This window comes from Arthrobacter sp. 05T444 (genome assembly GCF_056395905.1).
In genome coordinates this window covers 14,126-34,568 of sequence record NZ_JBFTKK010000032.1, presented here as the reverse complement: position 1 = coordinate 34,568, position 20,443 = coordinate 14,126, and the positions used below count along the sequence as shown (strand labels likewise).

Below are 20,443 nucleotides of genomic sequence, written 5' to 3'. Positions count from 1 at the left end.
GTACTCCCCAAGCGGTCAAACACCGCGAAAAATGCATCCTTCTGATCCTGCGAGTACCACCCGGATCCTGATGAATCACCGCTTAAACGAACCACGGTCGTTGCAACTCCCAAAAGTCGGGGTGTTGCAACGACCGCTAGAACCCAAGCCTGGTTCACTGGGGCCTCAGGTGTTCGTTCGCGCTGGAGTTCGCTGGGGAATGTACTCCGCAGGGATGATCTTGACCGTCGATGTTTCGCTGGGGCAACGGATTTCGTAGAGTGGGAAGGCTAAGGATGTCAGCCCCGGCTGCTATTACTTCTCTTAAACAATTCGCGCTCTCTCCCTAAGGATCCGTGAGCATGCTCGTCACCCTCATACGGCGCTTTTCCAAGCCGTATCTGCCGTACATCGTGGCTGTCATCGCCTTTCAGCTTGCGTCCACCATCGCCGCCCTTTACCTGCCGAGCCTGAACGCCCGGATCATCGACGAGGGTGTTTCGCGCGGCGACACCGACTTCATCTGGCGCACCGGCGGCATGATGCTCCTCGTCGCGTTCGTCCAGGTAGGCGCCGCCATCGCCGGGGTGTACTTCGGCTCCAAGACGGCCATGGCGATTGGCCGTGACCTGCGCCGTGGCGTGTTCCGCAAAGTGACGAGCTTTTCAGCCAAGGACGTCAACACGTTCGGGGCACCCACACTGATCACCCGGGGAACCAACGACGTCCAGCAGGTGCAGATGCTGGTGCTGATGGGCCTGAACTTCATGGTGTCCACCCCGATTATGTGCATCGGCGGCATCGTCATGGCGCTGCGAGAGGACATCAACCTGTCCTGGCTCGTCTGGGTCTCCGTGCCGGTTCTCATCGTGGTGGTGGGCTACATCGTGGTCCGCCTGATGCCGCTTTTCCGCTCCATGCAGACGAAGATCGACCGCATCAACGGCGTACTCCGCGAGCAGATCATCGGCATCCGTGTGGTGCGGGCCTTCGTCCGTGAGCCGTATGAGACTGAGCGATTCGGCCAGGCTAACAAGGAACTCACGGACGTTTCACTGAAGATCGGTGCCCTGTTCGTCCTGATGTTCCCGGCGATCGGCATGATCCTGCACCTGTCCACCGCCGCGGTGCTCTGGTTCGGCGGCCAGCGTGTGGACTCCGGGGACATGCAGGTTGGCTCCTTGACGGCCTTCCTGCAGTACCTGCTCCAGATCCTCATGGCGGTCATGATGGGCACGTTCATGGCCATGATGATTCCGCGGGCCTCGGTCTGCGCGGACCGCATTGGCGAGGTTCTCGACGTCGAGCCTTCCATCCACGACCCCGAGAGCCCGCAGACACCGGCGAAGCTCGAAGGCGTGGTGGAATACCGCAACGTCACCTTCGCCTACCCGGGAGCGGAAGCCCCCGTTCTCAGCAACATCAGCTTCACCGCGCGGCCGGGGGAGACCCTTGCCATCATCGGCTCCACCGGCGCCGGCAAGTCGTCCCTGCTGTCGCTGCTGCCCCGGCTCTATGACGTGGCCGACGGGGAAGTGCTGCTCGACGGCGTCCACGTCAGCAACCTGGACCGGGCGGAAATCACCAAACGCGTGGCCCTCGTGCCCCAGCGCCCCTACCTGTTCTCCGGAACCATCGAGCACAACCTGCGCTTCGGCAAGACCGAGGCAACCGATGAGGAACTGTGGGACGCGCTGCGCGTGGCGCAGGGCGACGGCTTCGTCCGCGAAAAGAAGAACGGGCTTGGATCCCGGATCTCCCAGGGCGGCACCAACGTCTCGGGTGGACAGCGGCAGCGCCTCTGCATCGCCAGGGCGCTGGTGACGAAACCCAAGGTGTACCTTTTCGACGACTCCTTCTCGGCCTTGGACGTTGCGACGGATGCGCGGCTGCGCGCAGCCCTGAAGCGGACCACCGCCGACGCCACGGTCATCATCGTGGCGCAGCGGATCTCCACCATTACCGACGCCGACCAGATTCTGGTGCTGGACAACGGCAGGATCGTGGACCGCGGAACGCATGAGGAACTGCTGGAAACCTCGCCCACGTACCAGGAAATTGTTGAGTCCCAGCTGAGCGTGGAGGAAGTCGCATGAGCGCCGACAAGAAGACCCTGCGCGACCGCAAAAAACCGGCAGGGACACTGACGGAGGAGACGGCGGCCGATCCCGCAGCGCTCGCAGACGACGACTTCGTCGAGGAGGAGTACAAGCCTTCGGAGGCGGACGGCGGCATGTTCGGCGCCATGCCGGCGAAGAAAGCCCAGAACTTCTGGCCCTCTGCCAAGCGGCTCCTGGGGCTGCTCAAGCCCGAGGCCGCGGGCATCTACATCGTGGTGGCCATGGTCATCGTGTCAGTGGTTCTCAACGTCATCGCGCCCAAAATTCTCGGCCAGGCCATGGACGTTATCTTCGGCGGCGTGGTGGGCAAGCAACTCCCGGCGGGCGTAAGCAAGGAGCAGTTCGTCAGCGGCCTGCGGGCGCAGGGCCAGGACAACTTCGCGGACATGATCGCGAAGATGGAGCTGGTTCCCGGCACGGGCATCGACTTCCAGAAACTGACGGTCCTGATCTCCGCAGTGCTGCTCATGTACTTCGTGGCCAACATCTTCCTGTGGCTTCAGGGCTATGTGCTGAACCGCATCGTCATGAAGGTCATCCGCCAGCTGCGCGACGACACCGAGAAGAAGCTCAACCGGCTGCCGCTGAACTACTTTGACACCCGCCAGCGCGGCGACGTCCTTTCCCGCGTAACGAACGACGTCGACAACGTCCAGCAGGCGCTCCAACAGGCGTTCGCGCAGCTGATCAGCTCGGTCCTGACCGTCGTTGGCATCGTCATCATGATGTTCATCGTCTCCTGGCAACTGGCCCTGATCGCCCTGATCGCGCTGCCGCTGTCCGGCGTGGCGGCCGGTGTGATCGGCGCGCGCAGCCAAAAGCTGTTCGCCGCGCAGTGGAAGAACACCGGCGAACTGAACGGCCAGATCGAGGAGTCGTTCTCCGGCCACGACCTGGTGCGGGTCTTTGGCCGTGACGCCGACATGCTGGAGCGTTTCGAGGAACGCAACGAGGCCCTGTACAAGGCCAGCTTCGGCGCGCAGTTCGTCTCGGGGATCATCTTCCCCGTCATGCAGTTCGTCTCCTACCTCAGCTACGTGGGCATCGCCGTCGTGGGTGGTCTCCGCGTGGCCTCCGGCAGCATGAGCCTTGGCGACGCGACGGCGTTTATCCAGTACTCGCGCGAGTTCACCCAGCCGCTGGGCCAGATGGCGGGCATGGCCAACATGCTGCAGTCCGGCGTGGCATCGGCCGAGCGCGTGTTCGAGTTCCTGGACGCGGACGAGCAGGATGCCGAGACGGCCACCCGGCACCTGCCTGCCAAGACGGACGGCCATGTGGAATTCCGCGACGTCACCTTCAGCTACACGGAGGACAAGCCGCTCATCGAAAACCTGTCCTTTACGGCCGAGCCGGGACACACCGTGGCCATCGTCGGACCCACCGGAGCGGGCAAGACCACCCTGGTCAACCTCGTGATGCGCTTCTACGAGCTCAACGCCGGCTCCATCACACTGGACGGTGTGGACGTCACGCAGCTGAGCCGGGCCGAGCTCCGTTCCAAGGTGGGGATGGTGCTGCAGGATGCCTGGCTGTTCGGCGGCTCCATTTACGACAACATCAAGTACGGCAAGCTGGACGCCACCGAGGATCAGATCATGGCAGCGGCCAAGGCCACGTTCGTGGACCGGTTCGTGCGTGCGCTTCCGGACGGCTATGACACGGTTATCGACGAGGAAGGCAACAACGTCAGCGCCGGCGAAAAGCAGCTGATTACCATTGCCCGGGCATTCGTCGCCAACCCGTCGCTGCTGATCCTGGACGAGGCCACGAGCTCGGTTGATACCCGCACCGAACTCCTTGTCCAGAAGGCGATGGCCGCGCTGCGGACGGACCGGACCAGCTTCGTGATCGCCCACCGCCTCTCCACCATCCGCGACGCCGACACCATTCTGGTGATGGAGAACGGCACGATTGTGGAGCAGGGCAACCACCAGACCCTGCTGGCTGCCGAAGGAGCGTACTACCGGCTGTACATGTCGCAGTTCGCGGGCGCCGATGTCGAGGAAACCCCCGTGGATGATTCGACGGCGGTGCACAGCTGACCGCGCACGGGTCGGCAGGCCATACCGATCCCCGGCGCATCGAGGTGCTCGTGCCGATGCGCTGGGGTGACATGGACGCCTACGGGCACATCAACAACGTGCAGGTCGTCCGCATGCTGGAGGAGGCCCGCATCGCCGCCTTCGGCCCGCCGCGGGGCGCCGGTCTGCCAGGGGTGGAACCGCACGTCTCCCTGTTCAACGATGTCGCTGAGGGCACCATGGCGCTCGTGGTGGACCACCGCATCAGGTACGTGAGGACCCTCGAGTACCGCAACGTTCCCGCCGTCGTCCAGCTGTGGATTGGTGCCGTCAAAGGCGCCAGTTTCGACATCCACTACCTTGTGCAGGACCCCGTTACTCGCGAGGATTGTGTGAAGGCGTCAAGCCACCTCGCCTTCGTCGACGAAGCCACCGGACGGGTCCTGCGGCTGACTCCGGAGCAGAAGCAGCGGCTGGAGCCCTTCACCGAACGCAAGGAGGCATAACGTGAAAAAGAAGAAGAAGGCCTGGAAGGACCTGCCGCCCGCCGCACGCATTGCAACGGTCATCCTGGGTGCCGCGCAGCTGGCATTCCTCGCCGCCGCCCAGCGCGATATCTCCCGCCGTCCGGCCGACCAGATCCGCGGCTCAAAGACGCTCTGGCGGGTGGTCACCCTGGTCAATTTCATCGGCCCGGGAAGCTACTTTGCATTTGGCCGGAAGAGGCTGCCGCTGCCTACCGGCAAGTAGGTTCGCCGGACGGCGTGGTGCTGGCGTTCAGCTTTAGCCTGTAAATTTGAAGGCATGACCCCCAACCCGAAGCCTGCCATGCACCGTGCCCTCGGCATCTCCAAAGAGATCGAAGACGCAGCGTGGTTTGTTCTTGGGGCCGGACTCCAGGGCAAGCCGTCTGCGCTGGACCGGCGCACCCAGACGTGGACTTCCGACGCCGCCGCGGAACTGCTGGAGCGACTGGAACGGGGCGTCGTGGACGCCAAGGCGCCCATGATGACCAATCTGCGGCACAGCCTCGCGGATGCCTCCCGGGCTGCGAAGCAGCTTGCCGTGGAGCTGCTGTTCCTGCAGTCGCTGCCCCTGGCGCACGAGGTCAAGTCCCTCAAGGTCAAGCGGGCCCGCGTGGCCGAAGCCGCGTCCTGGCTCGAACCCCCGCTCGAGCTTCCCGACGAGCTGTACCGGGGCATGACCGACCACGGCGTCATCCGGGACCGGACCGCGGAGTTCAACTGGACCATCTGGGACCACCTGAAGTGGCTTTGCCGGTTCGTGCAGCACGTCGACCAGCAGTCCACTTCAGCCATCAGCAGGGCGCTGAAGGACCCCTTGGCCTTCCACCTGCTGGCAGCGGGCACGCCGGAGGATCAGCCGGCCATCCGCCGCAGCGTTGAATACCTCACCTGGCCCGGCTACTTCGAACCCGTTGTGGCGGATGTTGAGCGCCGGGAGATCCGCGACGCCTTCGCCTCCCTGGTGGGCGGGGCCAAGGGCGACAGCGACGAGGAGATCACCGCAGACATCCGCCGCATCCGCCTGCACCTCGATGAGCAGGCAGGCCAGCGCATCGACTGGTATTCCCGCCAGCTCGTGAGCCAGTGGCGCAAGGTCGGCGATCCGGGCCGCCGTGCCTGGCTGCTGCGGACCCACTCCGACAACTCCGAACTGCTCGCAGCCTGGCGGGGCGAGGAAAAAGTGACGCTCGACGTCGAGCACCTCCGCCTGCTGGACGCCGGCGTCACCGCCGGGCTGGTCCAACATGCTGTGGACGAGGATTACAAGCACCTCGGCTACGTGGAGCGGGAGGACACCAAGACGGCGGTTTTCGCCTTCCTGACCGTGATGAAGCCGGGGGACCTGGCGCTCTACCAGAACGCCGGTGCCGTCCGGATCGGCGTCGTGCTGGGGGAGCCGGACCACAACGGGGACAACCGGCGGATGCGCCGCAAGGTCCGCTGGTTCGACGAAGCCCACGCCACGGCCGACCTGCCGCGCCACGTCCAGCGCCAGCTCGCCACGCCGGGCATCGTCGTCGATGTCACCCGCGTGGTGCAGGCGCTGCAGGCGCTTGTGCCTGCTGAAGCGGAAGCAGAGCCCGACGGCGATACGGAACCTGCCGCCGTCGTCGTCCCCGTCCAGGAGGGGTTCCGTCCGCTGACGCGCGAGTTCGCGGACTCGCTCCACATGGATCTGGAACCGCTGCAGGAGATCGCCGAACTGCTGGAGGAGAACCGGCAGCTGGTGCTCTACGGCCCGCCGGGAACGGGCAAGACGTACCTCGCGAAGCACCTCGCGGCCGAGCTCGCGCAGGACAGCACCGACGAGCGCGTGAAGCTGGTGCAGTTCCACCCTTCCTACGCCTACGAGGATTTCTTCGAGGGCTACCGGCCGGACAAGACGGACGAGGGGCAGGTGTCCTTCAAGCTCGTAGCCGGGCCACTGCGCCGGCTCGCCGAAGAAGCGGCCAAACCCGGCAACGAGTCGAAGCCGTACTTCCTGATCATCGACGAGATGAACCGCGCCAACCTGGCCAAAGTGTTCGGCGAGCTGTACTTCCTGCTGGAGTACCGCGACGACCGCATCTACCTGCAGTACAGCCCCAACGAGCCGTTCACGCTCCCGGACAACCTGTACATCATCGGCACCATGAACACCGCGGACCGTTCCATCGCCATGATGGATGCCGCCATCCGCCGCCGTTTCGCCTTCATCGAACTGCACCCGAACACCGAGCCGGTGAGGGGGTCGCTGCTGCGGTTCCTGGAGGCGCGGCAGCTGGACACCACCCCTGCGCGTTTGCTGGACGCACTGAACGGCGCCATCGACGAGTGGGACCGCGACCTCATGATCGGCCCCTCGTACTTCATGAAGAAGACGGCCCAGACCCCCTCCGGTCTGCGCCGGATCTGGAAATACGAGCTCATGCCGTTGCTCGAGGAGCACTACCACGGGCAGCTGAACCGCGCGCAGCTGGAGGAACGATTCGGGCTGGACCAGCTGCTGGGACGCCTTGCGGCTCGCTAGCTCGGCCGGATACCGCGCCAGGCCAAGCGGCGGCCCCGGCCCCGCGGGTGTCAGCCCAGCCGCACGCACCAAGCCCGGACATTCCGGACCGGATTTCCGGCACATCGTGCTTGACGAACTGTCCGGCGGCGTGGTGGAGAAGCTGGACCCAGCCAGCGCGGCCTTCCTGAACGCCAGCGGACTGGCAAAGGCCTCACCCATGGGGATGAGCCTGTACCGGATCGAGCCCATGGGCATGGTGGGATCCGTGCGGACGCCGCTGGTCCAGCTCGACGTACGGCCGAAGGACCGGCTGGGGCTGAGCCGGCTGCTGTTTCTGCTCAGTTACGCCGGTGACCAGGGTTTCCGCGACGATCCCGTGACCGCTGACGAGCACACCGAGCTGTGGAGTGCGCTGGCAGCGTCCCTGGCACAGCTGGCCGAGCGCGCCCTGCAGCGCGGCGTGCTCCAGGGCTACCTCACAGTCGACGAGTCCCTCCGGACGGTCAAGGGCCGGATCCGCATCTCGGACCAGATCTCGCGCCGGCCGGGCATGCTTGTGCCGCTGGAAGTGTCCTACGACGAGTTCACCGAGGACATCGCGGAGAACCGGATCCTCCGTGCCGCCCTCGAGCGCATGTCCCGCGTTCCCGGCGTGCGGCCGGACGTGCTGAGCCGCCTGCGGCAGCTCAAGGGAAAGCTCGACGCCGCCACTCGCCTTCAGTCCGGCGCTCCGCTGCCGCCGTGGCGGCCCAACCGGATGAATGCCCAGTACCACACGGTGCTCCGCCTCGCCGAGGTGATCCTGCGCAACGCCTCGGCCGAAGCAGGGGAGGGACAGCAGCAGACGGCGTCGTTCGTGGTGGACATGGACCGGGTCTTTGAGGACTTTGTGGGTGCCGCCCTACGGCAGGCCATGGCTGCCTTTCCCGGTGAAATGCGGCTGCAGTACAACGCGATGCTCAACGAGGCCGTCCGGGATTCAGACCGGCTGACTGTCAGGCCCGACGCCGTGCACCTGCTGGGCGGACGGCCCGTGGTGGTCTACGACGCGCAATACAGGGCGCGCACGGATCGCGGGGCATCACTGACTGCGGACCATTTCCAAATGCTGGCGTACTGCACGGCCTTGCAGGTGCCCACTGCGTGGCTGATCTATGCCGGTGCGGGGGAGGTAAAGCTTAGGCGGATCCTCAACACCGACATCGACATCGTGGAGTTTCCGCTGGATCTGTCGCGGCCGCCGTCGGAAATCCTGGCCGCGGTGACCGATCTCGCCGAGCAGTCCTGGGGAGAAGTTGTACGGCAGGCGAGGACGGGCATGTAGCTGCGTCGACCGGCCTCCGGGCGCCGTCTGGAGCCCGGTTCAGCTACGCCGGGTCTGCTTCCGGGTCTTCGAGGTCGCCGAACAGGGACTGCAGGTGCTCGAGCAGGGCCTTTTCGGGGCAACCAACGTTCTGCGCCAAAAGCCCCCGCAAACGGGTTCTGATACCGGCGCCCTCCGGGGACGGATCTTCCAGAATTGACGAGATGATGGCCATGGACTGGCGGCGCAAGGGGCCGAGCTCCGGGTCTTTTGTCGGCTGGTTGAACTGCGGCCATTCGGTGAGCTGCTCGGTGTAGGACCGCGGTCCTGCCGGCATCAATCTCTGAGACATTTCGCTCTCCCGGGCCGTCTGGTGGTTCACGTTCTGGTACTTGAAGGAGTCAAACTTCTTGTCCGCAGAACTCAATGCTCTGACATTGGATGCTACGCCAACCCCCGGTGCTCCTCGCCCAACGGATTGAACAGCATGTAGAAACTCTAGCTCAAGACAGACAAGTCTGTCTCCCACTTGGGCTAGGATATTAACAAATGGAAGATTCATCCAGCTCCGCTTCATTGAGCGCCGGGATTACTCCTTCCGGAGGGCTTCAGCCCGCCCTGCATGCCGAGGAACCAGGCACGGCACCGCAGGCCCTTAAGGCTGCTGTCGGGATCCGGGAACGGATCGTGGATGCGGCCTATGATCTCTTCGCCCACAGAGGCGTCAGGGACGTGGGCATCAACGAACTCATCAGCCGCTCGGGTGTTGCCAAAGCCACTTTCTACCGCCACTTCGCCTCGAAAGACGATGTTGTGCTGGCCTTCCTTGAGCAGCGTGACCGCATGTGGACGGTCAATGCCATCGTGGGCGAAGCGCGGCGCCGGGCAGACACGCCCGAACAGCAGCTCCTTGCCATCTTCGACGTCTTCTCCGACTGGTTCCGCCGCACGGACTTCGAGGCGTGCTCCTTCATCAACGTGCTGCTCGAGATGGGTTCCACCCATCCGCTGGGCCGCGCGAGCATCGACTACCTCGCAAAGATCCGCGGGCACGTAAAGCAGCTTGCGGACGAAGCCGGCCTGCAGCGCACCGAGGACTTCTCCAGGTCGTGGCACATCCTGATGAAGGGGTCCATCATTTCCGCCGCTGAAGGCGACCTTGAAGCAGGCCAGCGCGCACGCCAGCTCGCCGGATGGCTAATCGATCACCACCGGGTTTGAGCGTCAGGCCTGAGTGTCAGGCCGGGAGAGCAAACGTAAACGTGGTGCCTGCCCCCACCTCGCTGCTCAGCGAGACGCTGCCGCCGTGGGCCTCCACGATGGCCTTGCTGATGGAGAGCCCCAGCCCCACACCGGGGATTGCGGAGTTGCGGACTGCTTCCGCACGGAAGAACTTGGCGAAGACCTCTTCCTGGTCCTGTTCGCTCATCCCCATCCCGGTATCGCTGACGCTGCACACCACGTGCCCGTCCTCGGAGCGCAGCGAGACAATGACTTCGCCCCCGTCCGGCGAGTACTTGATGGCGTTGGAGACCAGGTTGTCCAATACCTGTGAGATCCGGGCGGAGTCGACGTGCGCCTCCAGCCGCTTGGGGGCGTCGGCCAGCAGTTGGATGCCGGAGTCCGTGGCCCGCGGCAGGGCCGCGGTGACGCTCGCGCGTACAAGGTCGGCCACATCCACGGCCTGAGGGCGGACGATCAGTTGCCCGTTTCTGCTGGAAAGGAGGTCCGAAACCAGTGTGAGGAGCCGTTCGGAGTTCCGACGGATGATCTCCAGGGGGCCGCGCTGGAAGTCCGGCAGAGCGCCGTCGTCGTCATCCAGCATCAGTTCCACGTACCCCAGGATCGACGTCAGCGGCGTGCGGAACTCGTGCGAGACGTTGGCGACGAAGTCGTCTTTGGCCGCCAGAGCGTTGACCAGTTCGGTGACGTCGCTGAACACGATGACGGAACCGGCGAAGTTCCCCTCCTGGTCCTTCATCGGACGCGCGCTGGTCGTGATCGCCCGCTGCTCGCTGCCTGCTCCGAGCCAGACCAGATAGTCGGTGAATTCCTCGCCGAGCACGGCCCGCCGGACGGGCCGCTGCTCCACCGGAACCGGAGTGGTCCGGTCAGGGCCAAACACCAGTAGCTGTGATTCGTTGGGATCGTCGTTGCTGGGGGGAGCGGCCAGCAGATGATGGGCGCGCTGCTTCCGGTTCATCAGGATGTCGTGCCCGTCGGCGTCCACGGCCAGCACGCCCAGATGCACCGTATCCAGCACGGTGTTGAGCAGCCGTTCCTGGCGCTTGCTGCCATCCAGCACGCCGCGCAACTGGCTATCCTTTGCCTCCAGATCGCGTTGCTGCCGGATCATGCTGAGAGTCAATACGGTCACGGAAACGCCAATCCCCAGCATCATGACCGGGAGCAGGAGCGAGCGGGCCAGATCCTGCCCGGACAGATCACCCCTGATGACCAGCGGCAGCCAGATGATCGCCAGCGGGCCGAAGAAGGAAATGGCCACCGCCGTCTTGGGAAACACACCGGAGGCGCACAACCAGATCACTGGGAAGACGGCCATCAGGCTGATTCCCGTCAGGCTGTCCTGGCCACCCTCCCTGCCAAGGGCAATCGAGACCAGGTCCAACAACGGAAGGACCAGGAAGCTCGGATACGGCAATCGGTCCCACGGAACGGCGTAGCAGAGAATCAGGATGGCGCCTTGGGACAACAGGAAACTGATGAAAAGCGGGTTCATGAGTGTTTCCGGGAAGAACGCCAGAATGAGGAAGGCCGTGAGCCCCGCCGTGACAGAAAGAGGCATCTGGCTCAAGGTCACCCGGCCCCGCAGGGAGTATTCATGGAAGGGTCGCTTGAAGAGCAGCATCCTGCCGGACGAATCCTTCCAGGTTGGGCTGCTCATGAGCGTTGGACCATCGGGACGTGGCAAGAGAGACGCATACATGCAGGATATCGGGGGAGCTATACTTCAGACGGGATGTAGCGGGCTGAGGGGGCTGCGATGGGTGATACACGCGTGGGGTTGGTCATTGAAGATGATCACGACATTCGCGAACTGGTGCGGGTCGTATTGACGCAGGCAGGCTTCGAGGTGACGGCCGCGAGCAGCGGAGCCGAAGGCGTTCTCGCCGCAAAGGAGCTGGATCCGGCGGTCATCACCCTGGACCTAGGCCTGCCCGACATCGACGGATTCGAAGTGGCCCGGCAGATCCGTCAGTTTTCCGACGCCTACATCGTGATGCTCACTGCCCGGGCGGAGGAGCTGGACACCCTGATCGGTTTGGAATCGGGTGCCGACGACTACCTCACCAAGCCTTTCCGGCCCCGGGAGCTGCGCGCCCGCGTCGCCGCCATGATGCGCCGCCCGCGTTCGACGTCGGAAGTCACCGACGATCCCAACGCGCCTTTAGGTGGGGCCGGCGACGACGCGAACAGCTACCGCCACAACGGGCTGAACATGAGCTATGACTCGCGGACGGTGGACGTGGATGGCCAGGAACTAAGCCTGACCCGGACTGAATTCGATCTGCTGCATGCCCTGCTCGAGGCTGGCCGCATGGTCCGTACCAAAGCGGATCTGGTGCGCCGCCTGCGGGACGAACCCTACGACGTCGGAAGTTACATCAGCGAGGCTGATGAGCGGTCCGTTGAAGTGCACATGGGAAACCTCCGCAAGAAACTCGGCGACTCCGCCCAGGACCCGCGGTGGCTCCAGACGGTCCGCGGCGTGGGCTACAGACTGGCTCCCGACCGAAGCTGAGGCGGCGCTCAGCAGGCATCATGAATGACCGGCGAGGAACTGCTCCAGCTGCTCCTCCAGGGCCGGCCGGTCTTTCAGTTCGCACTCCCATACTGTGAGCACCTCCCAACCCGCGCTTTCGAGCAGCCGGCGCTGATCGGCGTCGCGGTTCCTCGTCTTGGTTCTTTTGGTTTCCCAAAAGTCGGCATTGGCCTTGGGCGCATGCTGGCCAACCCTGCAGTCGTGGAAGTGCCAGAAGCAGCCGTTGATGAAGATGACTTTCCGTCGGCCAGCGAAGACCAGGTCGGGATTTCCCGGGAGCTTGGTGCTGCCGGAGGCCCCGTGCAGGCGGTACCGGTAGCCCTTGGCGTGCAGGAGGCTGCGCACCAGCAACTCAGGTTTGGTGTTCTTGCCCCTGATCCGGGACATGTTCCAGCTGCGCTGCTCAGGAGTCAGCCGGTCCGCCATGATTCAAGTCTAGGCTTGCTGCCGCTTGCTAGATTTCCCGCTCCGGCTGTTCGCCGAACTGAAAATGCCGGCCGCTCACGGAGCCAGGATCGATCTCGACGTAGAAGTCCTTGAGTGTAGGGACCCAGGACGCCAGTCCCAGAGCCTCCGCTTCGGCAATTTCGGCGGACTTGTTCAGCACGCGGGCAGTGCCTCGGAGGACCACAGACCAGGCCTGGTCTGACAGGATGCCATCCGTTTCGAAGAGGACCCGGTCATTGATGGTCAGCTCGGCCAGCTTGTTGCCGGGGGCTGTGCGGAAGTAGAGCTTCCTGCGGCTGGTTACATAGTTGACGGGAAAGATATCCGGCTCGCCGGCCACGGTGACGACCAGCCGGCCGTGACTCGTACCCTCCAGGAGTTGCCAGCACTGCTCGTCGTCGAGGTTAAGGATGGGGTCGCCGTCGGCGTGGGTAAACATCATGGCTCCATTCTTCTACGCCATGTAGAAAAGCGATAGGGGTGTGGGGCAATTTTCCCAGTTGGCCGCGTGGATCCGCCATAGTCCTACCAACGTCCGGCCGCGGTGATTGCGTGGCGAGAGGTTTCTGGCCCTGGTCGGAGGCTTCACTGAACCTTGCCAATCCTTAACATCGTCGAAATAGCCCCGTGACCGAACCGTCGCTCGTCGTGACTAGCGTCAACAAAGACGAACCGCAGACGAAAGCGATGACTGATGACAAATGACCTGAGGGACACAGAACTGCTCGATCCCGCGGCGGCTGGCACCGCCGTCGGGCACGGCCCCAGCGGGACCACGACGGCGGGCAACGCTGACGCGATGAGCGCCACCAAGGAGAGTTTGGAGGACTACACCCTGAGGTTCGCGCCCCGTTCCTACCGCAAGTGGAGCGCGGGAGTGGTGGCGACGAGCGCCCTCGGCGGAATTGCGTACCTGGCTGACTTTTCCATTGGGGCGAACATCGGGATTGCCTACGGCACGGTGAACGCAATCTTCGGAATTATCGTGGCGGCAGTGATCATATTCGCCACAGGATTTCCGCTGGCTTATTACGCGGCGCGGTACAACATCGACCTGGACCTCATTACGCGCGGCTCAGGATTTGGCTATTACGGCTCCGTGGTCACCAACGTGATCTTTGCGACGTTCACATTCATCTTCTTCGCTCTCGAGGGATCCATTATGGCCCAGGGCTTGGAATTGGGGCTGGGTATTCCGCAGTGGCTCGGCTATGCAGCGTCCACCCTCATCATCATTCCGCTGGTCATCTATGGCATGAATACCTTGGCCAAGCTTCAGGTGTGGACCACCCCTCTATGGCTGCTGCTCATGGTGGTCCCGGTGGGGTATCTGCTCATTTCCCACCCGGGAAGCGTGGAGGAATTCTTTGCGTTCAGCGGCGAATCCGGGGGAGCGGGCACCAACCTGGCATCAGTCATGCTGGCGGCCGGTGTCTGTTTGTCGCTGATGGCCCAGATCGCCGAGCAGATCGATTACCTGCGTTTCATGCCGCCAAAGACAGCTGAAAACAATGGCGCCTGGTGGCGCGCGGTGATCCTGGCCGGGCCGGGCTGGGTCATGTTCGGAGCCATCAAGCAGATTGTTGGCATGTTTGTCGCCATCTACCTGATCGCCAAGCTCGATCCGGCCGCCTCCGCCACCGCGAACGAGCCGGTCCACCAGTTCCTCGGCGTCTACCAGGAGATGATGCCCGGGTGGCTGGCCATGACGCTCGCTGTGGTGCTGGTGGTCATTTCCCAGATCAAGATCAACGTCACCAACGCGTATTCCGGGTCGCTGGCCTGGACCAACAGTTTTACCCGCGTCACCAAAACGTACCCCGGCCGCATGGTCTTTGTGGCGGTGAACCTGCTCATCGCCCTGGTCCTGATGGAGGCGAACATGTTCGACTTCCTCAACACGATCCTCGGCTTCTACGCCAACTGCGCCATGGCCTGGGTGGTCACGGTCGCATCGGACATTGCCGTCAACAAGTACCTGCTCAAGATCTCGCCCAAGGTTCCGGAGTTCCGCCGCGGGATGCTTTACGCCGTAAACCCGGTGGGCTTCGTGTCCATGATGGTCTCGGCCGGTGTTTCGATTGCAGTGTTTTTCGGAACATTTGGCGCCGCCATCCAGCCGTACTCGCCGATCTTCGCCGTGGGCTTGGCGCTGGTGCTGCCGCCCGTCATCGCCGTGCTGACCAAGGGGAGGTACTACCTTCGCCGGCGTGACGATGGAATTGACCTGCCAATGTTCGACGCCGATGGGAACCCCAGCGATGCCAGGCTCCTCTGCCACGTGACCGGCCTGGAGTTTGAGCGGCCTGACATGGTCCGCTCTGCCCTGGACGGGCCCGACGGCGAACCCCAGTATGTTTCTTCGCTCGCCTTGTCGACTGACAAGACAGGGGAGCTGGTGCTGCCGGCACAGCAGTAGCGGGACTTGAGGGCTCGACTGAGGGAAAACGGGCGGAGCGCCAGCGTGCGCCCCGCCCGTTTTCATGTGCTTTCCGGGTTCATGACTTTTTGCCGAGGGTTGCGGGTGGTAAAACCAGAGGGATCGCAGGCTGTGGATAACTTTGAGCCTGAAAGGGTAGCCTCGGCTACCCTTTAACTATTGTTCGGACACAGTCGTCTTGAAACCTATCCGGGGGGATTAGCTGCGCATGACTTCTCGTACATCCATTTCGGGGCGCCTGCGCCTGTCCGCTATTTCCTTACTAGCCGTCTCGGCCCTGGCTCTCAGCGGCTGCAGCAACGCCGATAGTCCGAAGAGCGGCGACCCGAGCGCCGGGCCCGCTTCTTCGGCCCCTCAGTCTGCGTCAGTCACCCCGAGTGCCTCGCCAACGCCGAAGCCCACTCCCGTCTATAAGCCAGCCGACGCAAAAGGCCGGGCGCAGAACGTGCCGGTGCCAGTCAAACCCCCGTTGGCGGACAAGAACTCCAAGGAAGGGCTGGAGGCGTTTGCGAAGTACTGGTTTCAAGCGCTCTCATATGCCTACGAAACCGGCGACACGGCCCTGATCGAGTCCGCCAGCGGTCCGAATTGTCGCTTTTGCAGTGGGCTGCAAGATGGCTTGAAGACTGCCTGGGGAGGGAAGAAATGGATTGTCGGAGGTAAAATCCAGACACCGGCGGTGAAGACAAAATTCAGCCCAAGAGAATTGTCCCAGCAGGCAACTGTCCAAGTTATTCAAGAGGAAATTGCGATCTATAAGGCCAAGGGGACCCTCTATCAAGCCGTGACCAAGGCGTCCAATACTGCGAGTCAGGCTGTGTTCCAGTTTGATTCTACTGGTTGGGCTATGACCGACCTTGGCCTAATTCGCTAAACCATGGGCGGAATTTGCCGGGGAGTACTCGCTGCATTGTGCACAGTGGTGGCGGCTGTATTGTTGCCAACGGGAGCCAGCGCTGACGAGCCACCCATTGTCGTTGGATACGAGGACAAAGGCATAGACGTAGGCGCGGTGAATTGGGTACTCGACAAGGACACGGGCGAGATAGTGCCGGCGCCTCCGGGATTCGTCAGTGAGGATCCAAATCAGTACAACGCGTTCCCCCAGTGCCAGGTGGACGACGGCAATTTGGCCATCAAGTGCCTGGCCGGACAACGTCCTTGCCCTCCACGAGCCGACGGAAAGCCGGGCGTACCTGTGATCTGGAAAGTGGCTCCAAGGTCAATCGCGAATCCGACGTGGACGCAGTGGGCGGGCAACGGAGGGGGCCCAACCTGCCTCTACGACAAGAACCCGGAAGACCTGCTTCCCCGAATTGCGGCGCTCATTCAGCGAGAATTCGACAAGCTGCCTGTGACACCTGGAAAATCGACGGCCCAGCCCAGCCCGCACACTCTTCGAGGGGCCGAGACCAACTTTTATGCGCGTGCCGACGAGCAGCAGTTCGACATAACGATATTGGCGCAGAAGATTCATATTGTCGCCAAACCTGTCCAATACCGCTGGGACTACGGAGACGGGACCTCACTTGGCCCAATGACCACAATGGGCGGACCATTGCCGCAGGACCGCTGGGGTGAGAAGACCCGCACGAGTCACGCCTATGCGGAAACGGGCGACTTCAGTGTCGTGCTGACTACTTACTTCCAGGGCACGTACTCCGTGAATGGTGGTCCGGCGCTCCCCATTCCCAACCAAGGCCAGTTCAGTGCAGCCCCGCAAACAGTGAGCGTCTGGCGTTCAGTGACGCGCAACTATGCCGACGATTGCATCACCAACCCCAGCGGCCAGGGCTGTCCGGGCGCTGCCGCCGGCAACAAGTAGGGCTTGGGAAGAAAGAGGCTCCGGCGACGACGGCGGCACCCCCGCGGCCGGGCCGCCGTTCGGTGTGTCCGGCGTGCCTCAGGTGACCGACTCCTGTGATGCTGCCCTCATGAGGAATACTTGCACACGCTTGGCAGTTGCATCGGGTGAACCCAATGCATTGTGAAAGGAACCACGCATGCTGTTTTCCCCTCTGAGCCTCGGCGAACTTGAACTCTCCAACCGTCTCGTGATGGCGCCCCTCACCCGACTTCGCTCCGGCAAGGAAGGCGTACCCGGACCGCTCGTGGTGGAACATTACCGCCAGCGGGCTTCCCTTGGCCTGATCATCAGCGAAGGCACGTACCCCAGCCCGGCAGGACGCTCCTACCCGGGGCAGCCAGGGATCGTCACTCCTGAGCAAATCGCCGGATGGAAAAAGGTCACGAACGCCGTCCACGCTGAGGGCGGCCGGATGTTCGCCCAGATCATGCACGGCGGCCGTGTCTCCCACGAGGACATCACCGGCGGCCACCAGATTGTCGCTCCCAGCGCTGTTGCAATCGAGGGCGAGACCCGCACCTACACCGGCAAGCAGGCCTACCCCGTGCCGCACGAGCTTTCCACGGATGAGCTCCCGGTGGTGATGCAGGAAATCGTGACGGCGTCGCTCAACGCAATCGAAGCAGGGTTCGACGGCGTGGAGCTGCACTCTGCCAACGGTTACCTTCTGCATGAATTCCTCGCCCCGAACAGCAACGTGCGCACGGACAGCTACGGCGGCTCTCCTGAAAACCGGGCGCGATTCGTCATAGAGACGGTGAACGCCGTTGTCGAAGCGCTCGGAGCGAACCGCGTGGGAATCCGGATTTCGCCCCAGCACAACGTCCAGGGAATCGCTGAAACTGACGCTGATGACGTCCGCGCAACCTACGAAGTCCTGGTCGACACGATCGCACCGCTGAACCTCGCATACCTGAGCATCCTGCACGACGAACCCGCGGGGGAGCTGGTCCAGGACCTGCGCGCCCGCTTCAACGGCACCTTCCTGGTCAACACCGGCTTCGGCGTCGTCACCACCCGTGAGGAAGCAGTTTCCCTGGTCGCAGACGGCCATGCCGACGCCGTGGTGGTTGGCCGGCCGGCCATCGCCAACCCGGACCTCGCCCGCCGCTGGCGCGAAGGCCTGCCAGTGAACGAGCCCGACCAGAGCACGTTCTACGGCGAAGGTGCAGAGGGGTACACCGATTACCCGGTGTACCAGCCCGCCTAACAACCTGCTAGCAAACAGGAAAACCGCCCGGATACCCGGGCGGTTCTCCTGTTTTCATCGCTCTAAACCCGGCAAGCGAAGGGCCGCTCACGGTCGCAGATGCATCCCTATAGGATTTGAGCATGCAAAAAGCGTCCAACGGCCCCCGCGCCGGCAGCCGGTCCGACGATCAGACCGGCGACCGCCGAGGGGGACGGACCGTCAACCGTCAGGTTTTGGCCGACCATGTTTACGAGGAACTCCTGGCATCCCTCATGGACGGACGGCTGGAACCCGGCGCCGCCGTAAGCATCGACGGAACCGCGCGCGAACTCGACGTTTCCCCTACTCCTGTCCGTGAAGCCCTGGCACGGCTGGAGCACACGGGGATGGTCCGGAGAGTGGCGTTGAAAGGCTATCGCGTTGCCCCCGTCTTCACGCGGGAGGACTTCGCGGAGCTCATGGAGGCCCGGCTTGCGATCGAACCCGTCAATGCCCGTCTAGCGTGCAGCCGCCTCACACCCGAAAGGCTCGCGGAGCTCGAAGAAGCCGTGGCCGACCTGAAATCCGCCCCGCGCGGCCCGTCGTTTGCTGACTACAAGGACTACCTGGAAGCCGACGAGCGCTTTCACCAGCTGATCGCGAAACAGACCGGGAACCAATTCATGGTTGCCGCCTATGCGGCCCTGGGCGGGCAGGTCCAGCGGTTTCGGCTTTTCGGCGGCGTCGGCATTACCGACGCGGAGAACGCCATCGCCGAGCACCAGTCAGTGCTGGACGCACTCTCAACCGGTGATCCCGAAAAGGCCGAAGCCGCCATGGCTGATCATGTGCAGAAAGTCCGCGCGCGGGCGATCGCCGACGCCCCGGCAGACTAATCCCGTGTAGCTCGCAGTGCTCGCAGTAGGTGTCGTTTCGGCCCTCAACACGACACACTGGGCGCTAGCCGGATGGGGGGTTCTGAAAGCATGGGGCTGCCCGGAAGTGGCCCTCTTCACAAGCCGCGGTACCCACTATAGGATCTTCGATTGTTCCCCGCGTAGGTAAATGTGATCTTGACAACCTTGCTCTGGATAGTAGATCCTATAGGAAACAGGATTCACGAAGGAGTGCACAACGTGGCATATACAGCTGAGAACTGGCCCATCACCGCAGCCCTGCTGCAGTTCCCCGGCACTGACGCCCAGGGAACCCACATCAATGACGCCGACGCCGCCGCCTGGGCCGAGGTTCTTACCGAAGTCAAGGAAGCAGGCTTCGCCAACGCCGACCTCACCGACAGCTGGGTCCGTCCCGGCGATCTCAGCAAGGAACGCCTCGCGGAGTTCAAGCAGACCGCTGAGAGTGTGGGGATCGGCATGCCCGTCATCTCCGCCATCCGCCGCAGCGTCATCGAGGAGGGCAACTGGGCAGCCAACCTTGAGTACAGCCACCGCACCATCGACGCCGCCGCCGAGCTCGGCTGCGAAGTGGTTTCCTTCGGCCTGCACCAGGCAATCACCCCGGAGCAGCAGAAGCAGCTGTGGTTCTGGACCGTTGAAGGCTATAAGGATCCGGTAGGGGACAAGGAAGCCTGGAGCAACGCCGTCACGCGGTTCCGCGAACTGGGCCGCCACGCGGCAGAGGTAGGCGTTCTCCTCTCGCTCGAGATGTACGAGGACACCTACCTCGGCACCGCGGACTCCTCCGTGCAGCTGGTGCAGGACATCGGCCTGACCAACGTCGGGCTCAACCCGGACATCGGAAACCTGATCCGCCTGCACCGTCCCATCGAGGACTGGCGCGAATTGGTGGCCAAGACCATGCCGTATTCGAACTACTGGCACATGAAGAACTACATCCGTGACGAGGATGTGGCCCGCGACAGCTACGTCGCCATGCCGGCTCCGATGGAAAGCGGCCTCATCAACTACCGCGAGGCGTTCAAAGTTGCCATTGCGGCTGGCTATCAGGGCATCATCTGCACCGAGCACTACGGCGGCGACGGCCTGTCCGTCACGGCCAGCAACCAGGACTACCTGCGCCGCCACGTCCTCCCCAAGAAGGACGGCTACGCGCTTGGCACCAGCCAGGTGGCGCAGGGCCAGCTGCAGCCGGCCGCCGTCGAACTCGCCACTTCCTAAAGTCCCCGGAGGCCCGGTTCCCACCGGGACCGAACTTCCGACGGCGGCCGTCGGGCCCCGCTCGGACGGCTGCCTTCCCGGGGCCCTCCGGTGGGCACCCTCCGCCGGATCGCATCAGAACTGATCAACCCAACTCGGATTCAATGAGG

The 20,443-nt window shown here is 63.4% G+C and carries 18 protein-coding genes; 14 read left to right on the top strand and 4 right to left on the bottom strand.

The features are described 5' to 3' along the window. Window positions 1-341 precede the first annotated feature (341 nt). The 6 genes from AC1DD3_RS20800 (at window position 342) to AC1DD3_RS20775 (ending at window position 8,465) form a co-directional block, all read left to right on the top strand. The gene (locus AC1DD3_RS20800) at window positions 342-2,075 is read left to right on the top strand and encodes an ABC transporter ATP-binding protein (RefSeq protein WP_476882433.1); all 1,734 of its coding nucleotides are present in this window, start codon (window positions 342-344) and stop codon (window positions 2,073-2,075) included. Between the two features lie 137 nt (window positions 2,076-2,212). After that, window positions 2,213-4,144, top strand: coding sequence for an ABC transporter ATP-binding protein (locus tag AC1DD3_RS20795; RefSeq protein WP_476882432.1), 1,932 nt, complete (start codon window positions 2,213-2,215; stop codon window positions 4,142-4,144). 56 nt (window positions 4,145-4,200) lie between these two features. Next, a complete protein-coding gene (locus AC1DD3_RS20790; RefSeq protein WP_230120661.1) occupies window positions 4,201-4,629 on the top strand; it encodes an acyl-CoA thioesterase in 429 nt (142 codons plus the stop codon). Between the two features lies 1 nt (window position 4,630). Further along, on the top strand, window positions 4,631-4,873 hold the full coding sequence (locus tag AC1DD3_RS20785) for a PLDc N-terminal domain-containing protein (RefSeq protein ID WP_230120659.1): 243 nt from the start codon (window positions 4,631-4,633) through the stop codon (window positions 4,871-4,873). 54 nt (window positions 4,874-4,927) lie between these two features. Continuing rightward, window positions 4,928-7,159 carry an McrB family protein gene (locus tag AC1DD3_RS20780; RefSeq protein WP_476882431.1) on the top strand — a complete coding sequence of 744 codons (2,232 nt, stop codon included), beginning with the start codon at window positions 4,928-4,930 and terminating at the stop codon, window positions 7,157-7,159. Between the two features lie 106 nt (window positions 7,160-7,265). Then, the gene (locus AC1DD3_RS20775; RefSeq protein ID WP_476882430.1) at window positions 7,266-8,465 is read left to right on the top strand and encodes a 5-methylcytosine restriction system specificity protein McrC; all 1,200 of its coding nucleotides are present in this window, start codon (window positions 7,266-7,268) and stop codon (window positions 8,463-8,465) included. A 43-nt stretch (window positions 8,466-8,508) separates the two neighbouring features. On the opposite strand, the gene AC1DD3_RS20770 is transcribed toward AC1DD3_RS20775, so the two are convergent. Then, a complete protein-coding gene (locus tag AC1DD3_RS20770; protein ID WP_476882429.1) occupies window positions 8,509-8,871 on the bottom strand; it encodes a hypothetical protein in 363 nt (120 codons plus the stop codon). 122 nt (window positions 8,872-8,993) lie between these two features. Here AC1DD3_RS20770 and AC1DD3_RS20765 point away from each other — a divergent pair, with 122 nt between their 5' ends. Further along, complete coding sequence (locus AC1DD3_RS20765) at window positions 8,994-9,665, top strand: TetR/AcrR family transcriptional regulator (protein ID WP_476882428.1); 672 nt, start codon at window positions 8,994-8,996, stop codon at window positions 9,663-9,665. A gap of 16 nt (window positions 9,666-9,681) precedes the next feature. Here the strand turns inward: AC1DD3_RS20765 and AC1DD3_RS20760 are convergent, their stop codons facing one another. Continuing rightward, on the bottom strand, window positions 9,682-11,349 hold the full coding sequence (locus tag AC1DD3_RS20760) for a sensor histidine kinase (RefSeq protein ID WP_476882427.1): 1,668 nt from the start codon (window positions 11,347-11,349) through the stop codon (window positions 9,682-9,684). A gap of 99 nt (window positions 11,350-11,448) precedes the next feature. Between AC1DD3_RS20760 and AC1DD3_RS20755 the strand changes: the two genes are divergently transcribed. Continuing rightward, on the top strand, window positions 11,449-12,207 hold the full coding sequence (locus tag AC1DD3_RS20755; protein WP_476882426.1) for a response regulator transcription factor: 759 nt from the start codon (window positions 11,449-11,451) through the stop codon (window positions 12,205-12,207). An 18-nt stretch (window positions 12,208-12,225) separates the two neighbouring features. Here the strand turns inward: AC1DD3_RS20755 and AC1DD3_RS20750 are convergent, their stop codons facing one another. After that, entirely contained in the window at window positions 12,226-12,654 is a 429-nt protein-coding gene (locus tag AC1DD3_RS20750) for a very short patch repair endonuclease (RefSeq protein WP_476876977.1), read from the bottom strand. 28 nt (window positions 12,655-12,682) lie between these two features. Continuing rightward, the gene (locus tag AC1DD3_RS20745; RefSeq protein ID WP_230120648.1) at window positions 12,683-13,117 is read right to left on the bottom strand and encodes a pyridoxamine 5'-phosphate oxidase family protein; all 435 of its coding nucleotides are present in this window, start codon (window positions 13,115-13,117) and stop codon (window positions 12,683-12,685) included. A 252-nt stretch (window positions 13,118-13,369) separates the two neighbouring features. Here AC1DD3_RS20745 and AC1DD3_RS20740 point away from each other — a divergent pair, with 252 nt between their 5' ends. The 6 genes from AC1DD3_RS20740 (at window position 13,370) to AC1DD3_RS20715 (ending at window position 20,294) form a co-directional block, all read left to right on the top strand. Continuing rightward, a complete protein-coding gene (locus AC1DD3_RS20740) occupies window positions 13,370-15,094 on the top strand; it encodes a purine-cytosine permease family protein (protein WP_476882425.1) in 1,725 nt (574 codons plus the stop codon). Between the two features lie 229 nt (window positions 15,095-15,323). Beyond that, on the top strand, window positions 15,324-15,989 hold the full coding sequence (locus AC1DD3_RS20735) for a DUF6318 family protein (protein ID WP_476882424.1): 666 nt from the start codon (window positions 15,324-15,326) through the stop codon (window positions 15,987-15,989). Between the two features lie 324 nt (window positions 15,990-16,313). Beyond that, window positions 16,314-16,940 (top strand): PKD domain-containing protein, encoded by a 627-nt coding sequence (locus tag AC1DD3_RS20730; protein WP_230120644.1) that lies wholly within the window; start codon window positions 16,314-16,316, stop codon window positions 16,938-16,940. Window positions 16,941-17,118: 178 nt separating this feature from the next. Beyond that, window positions 17,119-18,192, top strand: coding sequence for an alkene reductase (locus tag AC1DD3_RS20725; protein WP_230120642.1), 1,074 nt, complete (start codon window positions 17,119-17,121; stop codon window positions 18,190-18,192). A 122-nt stretch (window positions 18,193-18,314) separates the two neighbouring features. Then, window positions 18,315-19,049 carry a GntR family transcriptional regulator gene (locus tag AC1DD3_RS20720; RefSeq protein ID WP_230120640.1) on the top strand — a complete coding sequence of 245 codons (735 nt, stop codon included), beginning with the start codon at window positions 18,315-18,317 and terminating at the stop codon, window positions 19,047-19,049. 240 nt (window positions 19,050-19,289) lie between these two features. After that, entirely contained in the window at window positions 19,290-20,294 is a 1,005-nt protein-coding gene (locus AC1DD3_RS20715; protein WP_230120638.1) for a sugar phosphate isomerase/epimerase family protein, read from the top strand. Window positions 20,295-20,443: the final 149 nt, after the last annotated feature.

Excerpts from the sequence above, each read along its gene's own strand:
- AC1DD3_RS20800 (WP_476882433.1), top strand. The coding sequence starts at position 342 with ATGCTCGTCACCCTCATACGGCGCTTTTCCAAGCCGTATCTGCCGTAC.
- AC1DD3_RS20795 (WP_476882432.1), top strand. The coding sequence starts at position 2,213 with ATGTTCGGCGCCATGCCGGCGAAGAAAGCCCAGAACTTCTGGCCCTCT.
- AC1DD3_RS20790 (WP_230120661.1), top strand. The coding sequence starts at position 4,201 with ATGCGCTGGGGTGACATGGACGCCTACGGGCACATCAACAACGTGCAG.
- AC1DD3_RS20780 (WP_476882431.1), top strand. The coding sequence starts at position 4,928 with ATGACCCCCAACCCGAAGCCTGCCATGCACCGTGCCCTCGGCATCTCC.
- AC1DD3_RS20765 (WP_476882428.1), top strand. The coding sequence starts at position 8,994 with ATGGAAGATTCATCCAGCTCCGCTTCATTGAGCGCCGGGATTACTCCT.
- AC1DD3_RS20760 (WP_476882427.1), bottom strand. The coding sequence starts at position 11,349 with ATGAGCAGCCCAACCTGGAAGGATTCGTCCGGCAGGATGCTGCTCTTC.
- AC1DD3_RS20755 (WP_476882426.1), top strand. The coding sequence starts at position 11,449 with ATGGGTGATACACGCGTGGGGTTGGTCATTGAAGATGATCACGACATT.
- AC1DD3_RS20750 (WP_476876977.1), bottom strand. The coding sequence starts at position 12,654 with ATGGCGGACCGGCTGACTCCTGAGCAGCGCAGCTGGAACATGTCCCGG.
- AC1DD3_RS20745 (WP_230120648.1), bottom strand. The coding sequence starts at position 13,117 with ATGATGTTTACCCACGCCGACGGCGACCCCATCCTTAACCTCGACGAC.
- AC1DD3_RS20740 (WP_476882425.1), top strand. The coding sequence starts at position 13,370 with ATGACAAATGACCTGAGGGACACAGAACTGCTCGATCCCGCGGCGGCT.
- AC1DD3_RS20735 (WP_476882424.1), top strand. The coding sequence starts at position 15,324 with ATGACTTCTCGTACATCCATTTCGGGGCGCCTGCGCCTGTCCGCTATT.
- AC1DD3_RS20725 (WP_230120642.1), top strand. The coding sequence starts at position 17,119 with ATGCTGTTTTCCCCTCTGAGCCTCGGCGAACTTGAACTCTCCAACCGT.
- AC1DD3_RS20720 (WP_230120640.1), top strand. The coding sequence starts at position 18,315 with ATGCAAAAAGCGTCCAACGGCCCCCGCGCCGGCAGCCGGTCCGACGAT.